The 11,421-nt window shown below is 69.4% G+C and carries 10 protein-coding genes; all 10 read right to left on the reverse strand.

Annotated elements, in window-relative coordinates; genetic code table 11:
- On the reverse strand, nucleotides 1-1,526 hold a 1,526-nt coding region (gene miaB / locus EIO58_RS06355), incomplete at its 3' end, for a tRNA (N6-isopentenyl adenosine(37)-C2)-methylthiotransferase MiaB (RefSeq protein ID WP_127818809.1).
- 59 nt (nucleotides 1,527-1,585) lie between these two features.
- Nucleotides 1,586-2,320: a regulatory protein RecX gene (locus EIO58_RS06360; RefSeq protein WP_127818810.1), complete on the reverse strand. Its 735-nt coding sequence runs from the start codon at nucleotides 2,318-2,320 to the stop codon at nucleotides 1,586-1,588.
- Nucleotides 2,320-3,375: a recombinase RecA gene (gene recA, locus EIO58_RS06365; RefSeq protein ID WP_127818811.1), complete on the reverse strand. Its 1,056-nt coding sequence runs from the start codon at nucleotides 3,373-3,375 to the stop codon at nucleotides 2,320-2,322. The genes EIO58_RS06360 and recA overlap by 1 nt, the downstream gene beginning before the upstream one ends.
- Before the next feature lie 317 nt (nucleotides 3,376-3,692).
- On the reverse strand, nucleotides 3,693-3,917 hold the full coding sequence (locus tag EIO58_RS06370) for a DUF3046 domain-containing protein (protein WP_127818812.1): 225 nt from the start codon (nucleotides 3,915-3,917) through the stop codon (nucleotides 3,693-3,695).
- Nucleotides 3,918-3,973: 56 nt separating this feature from the next.
- Nucleotides 3,974-4,282 (reverse strand): helix-turn-helix domain-containing protein, encoded by a 309-nt coding sequence (locus tag EIO58_RS06375; protein ID WP_127818813.1) that lies wholly within the window; start codon nucleotides 4,280-4,282, stop codon nucleotides 3,974-3,976.
- Between the two features lie 148 nt (nucleotides 4,283-4,430).
- Nucleotides 4,431-4,940 carry a CinA family protein gene (locus EIO58_RS06380; RefSeq protein WP_127818814.1) on the reverse strand — a complete coding sequence of 170 codons (510 nt, stop codon included), beginning with the start codon at nucleotides 4,938-4,940 and terminating at the stop codon, nucleotides 4,431-4,433.
- The gene (gene pgsA, locus EIO58_RS06385) at nucleotides 4,937-5,509 is read right to left on the reverse strand and encodes a CDP-diacylglycerol--glycerol-3-phosphate 3-phosphatidyltransferase (protein WP_127818815.1); all 573 of its coding nucleotides are present in this window, start codon (nucleotides 5,507-5,509) and stop codon (nucleotides 4,937-4,939) included. Before pgsA ends, EIO58_RS06380 begins: the two co-directional genes overlap by 4 nt.
- 38 nt (nucleotides 5,510-5,547) lie before the next feature.
- Nucleotides 5,548-8,253 (reverse strand): FtsK/SpoIIIE family DNA translocase, encoded by a 2,706-nt coding sequence (locus EIO58_RS06390; RefSeq protein WP_127818816.1) that lies wholly within the window; start codon nucleotides 8,251-8,253, stop codon nucleotides 5,548-5,550.
- 309 nt (nucleotides 8,254-8,562) lie between these two features.
- A complete protein-coding gene (locus EIO58_RS06395; protein ID WP_127818817.1) occupies nucleotides 8,563-10,245 on the reverse strand; it encodes a ribonuclease J in 1,683 nt (560 codons plus the stop codon).
- Nucleotides 10,242-11,219 (reverse strand): 4-hydroxy-tetrahydrodipicolinate synthase, encoded by a 978-nt coding sequence (dapA, locus tag EIO58_RS06400; RefSeq protein WP_127818818.1) that lies wholly within the window; start codon nucleotides 11,217-11,219, stop codon nucleotides 10,242-10,244. The genes EIO58_RS06395 and dapA overlap by 4 nt, the downstream gene beginning before the upstream one ends.
- Nucleotides 11,220-11,421 lie beyond the last annotated feature (202 nt).

Below are 11,421 nucleotides of genomic sequence, written 5' to 3' on the forward strand. Positions count from 1 at the left end.
GGCAGGCCCAGCGAGACCGCGCGAGGCGCCCCCGGCTCCGCGGGTGCGGGGACCGCGCACGACTCCGCCAGCGAGCGGTCCCACGCGTCACCGGACCGCGTGCGGCGAATGCGCAGCGGCGCGCCGTCGGGTGCATCCGCGAGGAGGTGGAACGGCGCCGCGTGCGTCACCACGACCGACGCGACGTCGCCCGGGCGCGGAACGTCGGAGCCGGCGGGCACCTCGAAGTGCACGAGCCGGTTGTCTTCGGCGCGCCCTGTCAGTCGGTGGGTCTCGGCATCCTTCTTGCCCTCGCCCGTCGAGACGAGCACCTGGAGCTCGCGGCCGAGCTGCTTCTGGTTCTCTTCGAGCGAGATGCGCTCCTGAAGGGCGACGAGCCTCTCGTAGCGCTCCTGCACGACCGCCTTCGGCACCTGGTCGGGCATGGTGGCCGCCGGAGTGCCCTCGCGGATGGAGTACTGGAACGTGAAGGCGCTCGCGAAGCGCGCCTGCTCGACCACCCGCAGCGTGTCTTCGAAGTCCGCGTCGGTCTCGCCGGGGAAGCCGACGATGATGTCGGTCGAGATCGCCGCGTTCGGGATCTTCGCTCGCACCCGATCGAGGATGCCGAGAAAACGCTCGCTGCGGTACGACCGGCGCATGGCCCGCAGGATGCGGTCGCTCCCGGACTGCAGCGGCATGTGCAGCTGCGGCATGACGGCGGGCGTCTCGGCCATCGCGTCGATCACGTCGTCGGTGAACGCCGCGGGGTGCGGGCTCGTGAAGCGGATGCGTTCGAGCCCCGTGATCTCGCCGGCCGCGCGCAGCAGCTTGCCGAACGCCTGGCGGTCGCCGAACTCGACGCCGTAGGAGTTCACGTTCTGACCGAGCAGCGTCACCTCCATCGCACCGTCGTCGACGAGCAGGCGGATCTCGTTCAGGATGTCGCCGGGGCGACGGTCCTTCTCTTTGCCACGCAGACTCGGCACGATGCAGAACGTGCAGGTGTTGTTGCATCCGACCGAGATCGACACCCACCCGCTGTAGATGCTGTCGCGCTTGGTGGGCAGCGTCGAGGGGAACACCTCGAGCGACTCGAGGATCTCGAACTCGGCCTCACCGTTGTGACGTGCCCGCTCGAGCAGGCTGGGCAGCGAACCCATGTTGTGCGTGCCGAAGACGACGTCGACCCACGGCGCCTTCTCGAGGACCGCCTGCTTGTCCATTTGCGCGAGGCATCCGCCGACGGCGATCTGCATGCCGTCGCGCTTGTCTTTGCGCGACTTCAGGTGCCCGAGCGTGCCGTAGAGCTTGCCTGCGGCGTTGTCGCGCACCGCGCACGTGTTGATGACGACGATGTCGGCTTCTTCGCCCGCCTCGGCGCGGATGTAGCCGGCACTCTCGAGGGACCCCGACAGCCGCTCGGAGTCGTGGACGTTCATCTGGCAGCCGAACGTCCGCACCTCGTAGGTGCGCGCGTGGCCGTCGACGCCGAGCGCGGCGGGCGACGACGCGATGAGAGTCGGAGAAGCGGAAGGAGAAGACATGATGGGCCATTCTACGAGCCGCCCTGGGAGCACGGGCGACGACGTCGGTGCGCCGGGCGTCAGCGGAAGCGGACGCGCGACACGGAGCCCTGCTCGTCGAGCGCGCGGCGCGCGGCGTCGAACGCCACCGACCCGCCGTAGCCGCGACGCGCGAGCTGACCGCTCAGACGCCGCAAAGCCGCGTCGCGGTCGAGATCGCGCATCGCGCCCGCCTTCGATCGGGCGTACTCCAGGGCGCGGTCTGCGTCGTCGTCGGGAAGGGCCGCGAGTGCTGCCTCTGCGACATCCCGCGGCACCCCTCGCTTGGCGAGCGTCTGGGCGATGACGCGTCGCCCCTGGCCCTTGCGATCGACGCCCGCGTGCACCAGCTGCTCCGCGAGCGCGGCGTCGTCGAGGTAGCCCCGGTCGAGGAACGCCTGGAGCAGTACCTCCACCGTCTCGGGATCGAGGCTGAGCTCGGCCACGACGGCACGCGCCTCCAAAACCGAGAGGGACCGCGTGCGGAGCTTCTTCAGCAAGCTCTTCTCGGCTCGATTCCTGAGGTCTTCGGCGGACTCGTGCCCGATTCCGCCGCCTGCGCCGTCGCGCGGGCGGCCGACGGATCCGTCGTCGAGCCCATCGTCGCCCTCCGGATCATCGGCCGACGTCGCATTCCATGCCACCGTGCCGGTGGTGGACGTGCCCGGGTGGAGGCGTCGCTGTTCGCCGCTCTGGGCACCGAACAGCGGGATCACGGGGGCGAGCGAGTCGTGCTGCTCGCCCCCGTCGCCGCCAGTGTCGCTGAAACGGACCATCAGGCGGGCCGGCGGGCCGCCAGCTCGTCTTCGGCAGGAGCGGAGACGGCCCCCTTGGGAACGCCGATGCCGAGCTTCGTCTTGATCTTCGACTCGATCTCGGCTGCGACGTCCTCGTTCTTGATGAGGAAGTTGCGCGCGTTCTCTTTGCCCTGACCGAGCTGCTCGCCATCGTAGGTGTACCAGGCGCCCGACTTCTTGACGATGCCGTGCTCCACGCCGAAGTCGATGAGGCTGCCCTCGCGCGAGATGCCGACGCCGTACAGGATGTCGAACTCGGCCTGCTTGAACGGCGGCGCCATCTTGTTCTTCACGACCTTGACGCGCGTACGGTTTCCGACGGCGTCGGTCCCGTCTTTCAGCGTCTCGATGCGGCGGATGTCGAGGCGCACCGACGCGTAGAACTTGAGCGCCTTGCCGCCGGCGGTGGTCTCGGGCGAGCCGAAGAACACGCCGATCTTCTCGCGCAGCTGGTTGATGAAGATCATCGTGGTGTTGGTCTGGTTGAGGCCACCGGTGAGCTTGCGCAGAGCCTGCGACATGAGGCGCGCCTGCAGGCCGACGTGGGAGTCGCCCATCTCGCCCTCGATCTCGGCCTTCGGCACCAGCGCGGCGACCGAGTCGATGACGACGAGGTCGATGGCGCCCGAGCGCACGAGCATGTCGGCGATCTCGAGCGCCTGCTCACCCGTGTCGGGCTGCGACACCAGGAGGGAGTCGATGTCGACGCCGAGCTTCTGCGCGTAGTCGGGGTCGAGCGCGTGCTCCGCGTCGATGAACGCGGCGATGCCCCCCGCGCGCTGCACGTTGGCGATGGCGTGAAGCGTCAGCGTCGTCTTACCCGACGACTCCGGACCGTAGATCTCGATGATGCGGCCGCGGGGCAGACCGCCGATTCCGAGGGCGACGTCCAGCGCGATCGAGCCGGTGGGCACGACTTCGACAGGCGCACGCTCATCGCTGCCCAGCCGCATGACCGAGCCCTTTCCGAACTGCCGGTCGATCTGGGCGAGGGCCGATTCGAGGGCCTTCTCGCGGTCAACTGCTGAGGGCATGGCGTGCTCCTTATGCTCGCGTTCCGTCGCCTGTAGGCTGTCGCGCTCCGCCCCGGGTGGGACGGATGCTGCGACAAGGCGTGAGGTGTCGTTCGACGTGGATCACGTTACGAGTGGGCTCCGACATCCGTCTTCGCTCCCCCCGCTTCCGTGGACAGACGCGTCCTCGACTCCTGCTGTGGAGGAGCCTACGCGGATCTCGAACACTTCTTCGATGACACGCCGCGAAGCGGCGACGATCCGGTTCCTGAGGAGGGGAGGTATGAGCCGTATCGAGGGGCGAGCGACACGCCGCAGGAAGCGGCCGCAACGCCGCGTCAGCGCGACCGCGGCTCGAGACGGCCGACGCCGTACCGGCGCGCCACCGGGACGTCGAGCTCCTCGCACAGCGCAACCCACACGTCGCGTAGCGGCACGCCGGCCGCGATCGCCTCGGCTGCCGTGCGGTCACCGACTTGCGACAGCACGAGATCGGTCACGATCGCGTTCGCGCGGGCCCCGAACTCGTCGTCGACGGCGCGGATGAATTCACTGCGGCGCATAGCGTGACGATTCCTGAGCTGTGTCGAAGGGCGAGGACGGCTCGGCGTGGTCCGCGTCAGTGCAGCGAGAGCTCGGCGTCGACCGACGCCATGAGGTCGTCGGGAACCACATCGGGGAACGTCTGCAGTCCCTCGATCACCGAGATGCGGTCTCCCACCTCGCGCATGATGGTCGAGATGGGAACATCCAGCGCTTCGGCCACCGAGGCGAGGATCTCGCTGGAGGCCTCTTTCTGACCGCGCTCGACCTCACTCAGATAGCCGAGCGCGACACTGGCGCGGCTCGCGACCTGCCGGAGGGTGCGACCCTTCTGCTGGCGGAAATCACGAAGCACTTCGCCGATCTCTTGACGAACCAGGATCATGGCGGGCCCCCTCCTCACTTCAGATTCCGCGTGTCCGGGTGGACAACAGTACATCACCGGTTGATGCCAATCTAACCCCGTGCGCTGAGCAATGGGTGGGAATCACCGAATGTAACCGAGACGAAACACCGTCTGTTCCCGACGTCCGTCATCCGTTCTGCAGAGCGCTCGCGCACAGCCGGAGAGCGGCCTCGACGGTCGCCACGCGGATGTCGCGACGCGTACCGCCGAGCGCCAGCCGCTCGACGACCTCGCGCTCGGGGGTCGCGATCGCGATGAAGACGGTTCCGACGGCCTGCCCATCCTGGGGGTCGGGCCCGGCGACTCCGGTCGTCGCGATCGCGACGTCGACCTCGAGCACGCGTCGCGCACCGCCGGCCATCTGCCGCGCCACCTCCTCGTCCACCGCGCCGACGCGGTGCAGCAGCTCGGGGTCGACTCCGAGCACGGCCGACTTCACTCCGGTGGCGTACGCGGCGATGCCGCCCCGCACGCTCAGCGACGCCCCCGGCACATCGACCAGGGTCGCCACGACCAGCCCGGCCGTGAGGGACTCCGCCGTGCCGACAGACCAGCCGCGCCGCGCGAGCGCCGCGAGCACGGCCTCCGCGTGCGGCGAAAAGACCGCTGGATGCCGCTCCCCGCGGTCGCGGGTCACTTCCCGGCGCGCCTCACCCGCGCTGCCCGCGTCTCGGAAATCACGTAGTCGATGCCACTGGCGATGGTGAGCACCACCGCAATCGCCATGACGACTCCGTTGACCCACCAGATCCACTCGCCGACGACGTTCCACAGCGGAAGCAGCGCGAGCGAAAGCGCGACCGCCTGTGCGACCGTCTTGAGCTTGCCCATCCACGCCGCTGCGAGCACGTGGTCGCTGACCACGACGAAGCGATAGACCGTGATGCCGATCTCTCGCACGAGCACCACGACGGTGACCCACCACGGCAGCTCTCCGAGGATCGAGAGCCCGATGAACGCAACGCCGGTCAGCACCTTGTCGGCGATGGGGTCGAGCAGCTTGCCGAGGTCGGTGACGATCTCGTACCTGCGCGCGAGGTACCCGTCGAGCCCGTCCGTCGCGATCGCGACGATGAACAGCGCCGCCGCCCACCACCGTAGCGGTCCGTCGGCCCCGCCGTCTGCGAGGAGCAGGAACAGGAACACCGGCGCGCACAGGATGCGCACGATCGTGATCGCATTGGGCAGCTGCCGCGGGATCGCCATTCCCCGAGCCTATCGGCCGGGTGCGCCGCGGACCGGGGTCAGTCCCGGCCGGTCAGCCCCCACGCGTCCTCGGAGCCGTCGTCACCGTCGACCACCGGCGAGCCGTCGTACTGCGAGGCGACGGCATCCGTCCCGTACGGATCTGCGGCCGTCGCCGCGCGCGCCGCGTCCGGCACGTCGTCGCCGCGCAGCCGGGCCAGCACGCCCGGCAGCTGTTCGACCGTGACGAGCACGTCGCGAGCCTTCGAACCCTCGGAGGGGCCGACGATCTCGCGCGACTCCAGCAGGTCCATGAGGCGGCCGGCCTTGGCGAAGCCGACGCGCAGCTTGCGCTGCAGCATCGAGGTCGAGCCGAACTGCGTCGAGACCACCAGCTCTGCCGCGGCGAGCAGCAGCTCGAGGTCGTCGCCGATGTCGGCGTCGATCTCTTTCTTCTCGGCCACCGCGGCGACGTCGTTGCGGTATTCGGGACGCGCCTGGGTCGTGACGTGCTTGACGACGGTCTCGATCTCCTGCTCGCTCACCCAGGCGCCCTGTACGCGCAGCGTCTTGGAGGCGCCCATCGGGAGGAACAGGGCGTCGCCCTGGCCGATCAGGCGATCGGCGCCCGGCTGGTCGAGGATGACGCGCGAGTCGGTGACGCTCGTCACCGCGAATGCCAGGCGCGACGGCACGTTCGCCTTGATGAGGCCCGTGACGACGTCGACCGACGGACGCTGCGTGGCCAGGACGAGGTGGATGCCGCTGGCCCGGGCGAGCTGTGTGATGCGGACGATGGAGTCCTCGACGTCGCGGGGTGCCACCATCATGAGGTCGGCGAGTTCGTCGACGACGACGAGGAGGTACGGGTACGGCTTGAGAACGCGCTCGCTGCCCGGCGGCAGCGTGATCTCGCCCGCGACGACCGCCTTGTTGAAGTCGTCGATGTGACGGAAGCCGAACGACGCGAGGTCGTCGTAGCGCATGTCCATCTCTTTCACGACCCACTGCAGCGCCTCGGCGGCCTTCTTGGGGTTCGTGATGATGGGCGTGATCAGATGCGGGACGCCGGCGTACGACGTCAGCTCGACGCGCTTGGGATCGATGAGGACCATCCGCACATCGGCCGGCTTCGCCCGCATCAGCAGGCTCGTGATCATCGAGTTCACGAAGCTCGACTTGCCCGAGCCGGTGGATCCGGCCACCAGGAGGTGGGGCATCTTCGCCAGGTTCGCCACGACGTAGCCGCCGCCGACGTCCTTGCCGACGCCGATCGTCATGGGGTGCGTCTGGTTCGCGGCCGCGGTGGAGCGCAGCACATCGCCGAGCGTCACGATCTCGCGGTCGGCGTTGGGGATCTCGACGCCGATGGCGCTCTTGCCCGGGATCGGCGCGAGGATGCGCACCTCGTTGGACGCCACCGCGTACGCGATGTTGTTCGTGAGCGCCGTGATGCGCTCGACCTTGACGCCCGGCCCGAGGGCGATCTCGTACTGGGTGACGGTCGGGCCGCGTGAGAAGCCGGTGACGCGCGCGTCGACAGAGAACTGATCGAGCACGCTCGTGATGGCGCGGACCGTGTCGTCGTTGGCCTGCGAGCGCGCCACGTGGGGCGTTCCGGCCGCCAGCGCGTGGACCGACGGCAGACGGTACGGCGCCGAGGAATCGGCCGACGTCGTCGAGCCGATGCCGTCGAGGCCCGGGAGCACACCGTCGTCCTCGACGGGGCCGGTGTCGGTGTCGCCGCGCAGCGACGTGCGCGAGGACGTCGCCGCCTTGGCGGCCGAGAGCACGGCCGGATCGATGACCTCGGTCAACGCGTCGGCCGGGACCACGGGCGGCGGTGCCACGGGCGGCGCGATCGCCTGTTCGAAGCCCCCGCTCACCGAGCCCGGGGCGAGCAGCTCGGTCAGATCCTGTGACCCGATGCCCTCGGGATCCTTCTCGCGACCGGTCCTGTTGCGGCGCCACCAGGGCAGCGACGGGTCGCCGTCGTCATCCGCGGCTGCGGCATCCGTCGTCGTCTTCGCTTCGGCGGGCTCGGCGCCGAACATCCACGCGTACAGCTCGCCGAGCCGCCTGCCGATGCGGTTGGGGGGCGTCTTGGTGAGGATCAGGATGCCGAGCACGGCCAGCAGCGACAGCGCGATGTAGGCGCCGACATCGGTGAGGACGAGGGCGAGCGGCTCGCCGAGCATCCAGCCGAAGAGGCCGCCGGCTTCACTGAGCGCCGGAAGACCTTCGCTCGGCTGCGGGCGGCCGCCCGCGACGTGGCAGAACCCGGCGATGGTCAGGATGATCACGGCGAAGCCGATGCCGACGCGGCCGTTGTCGTGCACCGACGACGGGTGGCGGAACATCCAGCCGGCGAGGAGCAGCAGCAGCACCGGGAGCACGAATGCCTCGCGCCCGAGCAGACCGCCGACCGAATAGGCGCTGATGGTCGCCGCGACATCGCTGCCGATGAAGAACCACTCGTTCACGGCGCCCGCGATCGCGAGCATGACGAGCAGGAACGGGAAGCCGTCGCGCCGCTGCTCCTTCTCGAGTGTCTCGGGGCCGAACGCGCGGAAGAGTCCGCCCGTCGCGTGGGCGAGACCCAGCCACGCACGCACGATGACGGGCGGCTTGTCAGGTTCGTTCACGTACTTCTTGGGCGCGGGGGCGGGCTTGCGGGCACGAGACGACGACGTCCCGGCCCCGCCGGCGCCGGACGCGCGCGCGGACGCGCTCGATCCCTTGGTCGGGCTGGTGCTCCTGGCCATCCCTCCACGGTATGCCCCTCCCCCGACTTTTGCCCGCAAGCACGCGGCGCTTCGGCAGGCCAGCGACCGCGAATCCGCCCCGCAACCGCGAGTCCGCTCGGCGCAGGCGCTTGACCATCGTGTCTCGGCCCGACCGGCTCGCCGTTGAGGTCTTCTTCGACGAACCCCGCGTCGCCCTGGCGCATCGATCCGCGAGCAACAGCTGTGCTCCGACCCCGCGATCACCTCGTGTCGTGGCCGTGCGCCGCCACGGCGGCGCCGTCGGCCTGCGGGGCGGAGGCGGAAGGCGGGGAGTCTACGAGCGCGGTGTCACGCCTCGATGACGAGGGGCACGATCATCGGCCGGCGACGCAGCGACTGGTTCACCCAGCGCCCGATCGTGCGGCGCACGATCTGCGAGAGCGCGTGAGAGTCCCGCACGCCCGACTTCGCGGCCTCGGCGAGCGCCGCGGCGATCTTCGGCTTGACGTCTTCGAACACCGCCGAGTCCTCCGCGAACCCTCGCGCATGGATCTCGGGCCCCGAGATGACCTTGCCGGTCGACGCGTCGACCACCACGATCACCGAGATGAAGCCCTCTTCGCCGAGGATCCGGCGGTCCTTGAGGTCGGCATCCGTGATCTCGCCCACCGTCGAGCCGTCGACGTACACGAACCCGAGGTCGAGCTGCCCGACGGCTCTCGCCTCGCCGTCCTTGAGATCGATGACCGTGCCGTTCTCGGCAAGGAGCGTGCGCTCGGGCGCGATTCCGGTGTCTTGCGCGAGTCGCGCGTTCGCCATGAGGTGCCGGTACTCGCCGTGCACGGGCAGCACGTTCTTCGGCTTCAGGAGGTTGTAGCAGTACAGCAGCTCGCCCGCCGCGGCGTGGCCAGACACGTGCACCTTGGCGTTGCCCTTGTGGACGACGTTCGCGCCGAGCTTGGTGAGTCCGTCGATGACGCGGTACACGGCGTTCTCGTTGCCGGGGATGAGGCTCGACGCGAGGATCACGGTGTCGCCCTGTCCGGGCTCGATCGCGTGGTCGAGGTTCGCCATGCGGCTGAGCACGGCCATCGGCTCGCCCTGGGAACCGGTCGACATGTAGACGATCCGGTCGTCGGGCAGGTCACGCGCTTTCTTGTAGTCGATCAGCACATCCTCGGGCACGTGCAGATACCCGAGCTCCTCGGCGATCGTCATGTTGCGCACCATGCTGCGGCCGAGGAGCGCGACGCGACGCCCGTGGGCGGCTGCGGCATCCAGCACCTGCTGAACCCGGTGCACGTGGCTCGAGAAGCTCGCCACGATCACGCGACGCGGCGCCTGGCCGATCACCTGGTCGAGGACGGGACCGATCGAGCGCTCGAGCGGCGTGAAGCCCGGCACGTCCGCGTTCGTCGAGTCGACGAGGAACAGGTCGACGCCCTCCTCGCCCAGGCGGGCGAACGCCCGCAGATCGGTGAGCCGGCCGTCCAGCGGCAGCTGGTCCATCTTGAAGTCGCCGGTCGCGAGCACCAGGCCGGCGGGCGTGCGCACGGCGACGGCGAGCGCGTCGGGGATGGAGTGGTTGACGGCGATGAACTCGAGCTCGAACGGGCCGAGGTTCTCGCGCTGACCTTCGGTGACCGTAAGGCTGTAGGGCTTGATGCGGTGCTCTTTGAGCTTCGCCTCGGTGAGGGCGAGCGTCAGCCCCGACCCGATGATCGGGATGTCGCCCTTCAGCTTCAGCAGGTAGGGCACCGCGCCGATGTGGTCTTCGTGGCCGTGCGTGAGCACGACGCCGACGATGTCGTCGAGGCGGCCTTTGATCGGCTCGAAGTCCGGCAGGATCAGGTCGACCCCGGGCTGATGCTCTTCGGGGAACAGCACGCCGCAGTCGACGACCAGCAGCTTTCCGCCGTACTCGAACACGGTCATGTTGCGGCCGACCTCGCCGAGGCCACCGAGCGGGACCACCCGCAGCGTGCCGGCCTCGAGCTCGGGCGGGTCGAATGGGGTGGTGGGGATGCTCATCGCGTGGTACCCGAGACCTTCGGAAGTGCTCCGCCGGCAGCGGCGTTGCGATCGGGACGGAAGTTGGAGAAGTCCGCGCCCGGCACGTCGGCGACGAGGGCGAGCTCGTCTTCGATCTTGGCGGCCTCCCACTCCTCGGGGCCCACCAGCGGCAGGCGCACGCGCGGGCTGCCGATGCGGCCGAGGCCGTGGAGGATGTACTTGGCCGACACGGTGCCGGGGACGTGGGTCATGACGGCGCGCACCAGCGGCTCGAGCTGCATGTGGGCGGCGGTCGCGGCCGTGAGGTCGCCGCGGTTGACGGCGTCGACGATCACGCGGTACGGCTGCGCGGCGATGTTCGCGGTGACGCCGATGAGGCCGGTCGCACCGATCGCGAGGTGCGGCAGCACGTTCGCGTCATCGCCCGAGAAGTACAGCAGATCGGTCTGGTTGAGCACGCGGCTCACTTCGCTGAAGTCGCCCTTCGCGTCTTTGATCGCGAGGATGTTCGGATGCTTGGCGAGGCGCAGGATCGTCTCGTAGCGGATCGGCACTCCGGTGCGGCCCGGGATGTCGTACAGGATCACCGGGAGGTCGGTCGCGTCGGCCACGAGCCGGAAGTGGGTGAGGATGCCGGCCTGGGTCGGCTTGTTGTAGTACGGCGTGACGATCATGATGCCGTCGGCGCCGGCCTTCTCGCTGGCCTTGTACAGCTCGATCGCGTGGGCGGTCTCGTTCGAGCCGCCGCCCGTGATGATCTTCGCGCGTCCTGCCGCGACATCCTTGCCGACCTCGACGAGCCGGATCTTCTCGGCGTCGGTGAGCGTCGAGGTCTCGCCCGTGGTGCCGGTGACGACGATGCCGTCGGCGCCGGCGGTGAGACACGAGTCGATGTGCTTCTCGACGGCGGGCCAGTCGACCTCGCCGTCGGCCGTCATGGGGGTGACGAGCGCGACGAGCACCTGTCCGAATGGATTGCCCGTATGCGTCATGTGTTCAGGTTATCGGGATGCCGCGACCCTCGTGCACGGCGGTCGCGGCATCCGCTTCGGCGATGACGCGTGCGACGCGGTCTCAGCGCCCGCGTTCGCCGACCCGCGCGGCGAGGCGCGGCGCGGCGAACCGTGCCAGCGCGACGAGCACCTTGTAGCGCAGCGCCGGCACGGAGACGGGGACGGAGACGCCGCGCGCCGC

The organism is Microbacterium sp. CPCC 204701, assembly GCF_004010105.1.
In the GTDB taxonomy this organism is placed as follows: Bacteria; Actinomycetota; Actinomycetes; order Actinomycetales; family Microbacteriaceae; genus Microbacterium.

What these genes read in the sequence shown, in the direction of transcription:
- EIO58_RS06360 (WP_127818810.1), bottom strand. Translation starts at nt 2,320, where the DNA reads ATGGTCCGTTTCAGCGACACTGGCGGCGACGGGGGCGAGCAGCACGAC.
- dapA (WP_127818818.1), bottom strand. Translation starts at nt 11,219, where the DNA reads ATGACGCATACGGGCAATCCATTCGGACAGGTGCTCGTCGCGCTCGTC.
- EIO58_RS06395 (WP_127818817.1), bottom strand. Translation starts at nt 10,245, where the DNA reads ATGAGCATCCCCACCACCCCATTCGACCCGCCCGAGCTCGAGGCCGGC.
- EIO58_RS06375 (WP_127818813.1), bottom strand. Translation starts at nt 4,282, where the DNA reads ATGATCCTGGTTCGTCAAGAGATCGGCGAAGTGCTTCGTGATTTCCGC.
- recA (WP_127818811.1), bottom strand. Translation starts at nt 3,375, where the DNA reads ATGCCCTCAGCAGTTGACCGCGAGAAGGCCCTCGAATCGGCCCTCGCC.
- EIO58_RS06370 (WP_127818812.1), bottom strand. Translation starts at nt 3,917, where the DNA reads ATGCGCCGCAGTGAATTCATCCGCGCCGTCGACGACGAGTTCGGGGCC.
- EIO58_RS06390 (WP_127818816.1), bottom strand. Translation starts at nt 8,253, where the DNA reads ATGGCCAGGAGCACCAGCCCGACCAAGGGATCGAGCGCGTCCGCGCGC.
- pgsA (WP_127818815.1), bottom strand. Translation starts at nt 5,509, where the DNA reads ATGGCGATCCCGCGGCAGCTGCCCAATGCGATCACGATCGTGCGCATC.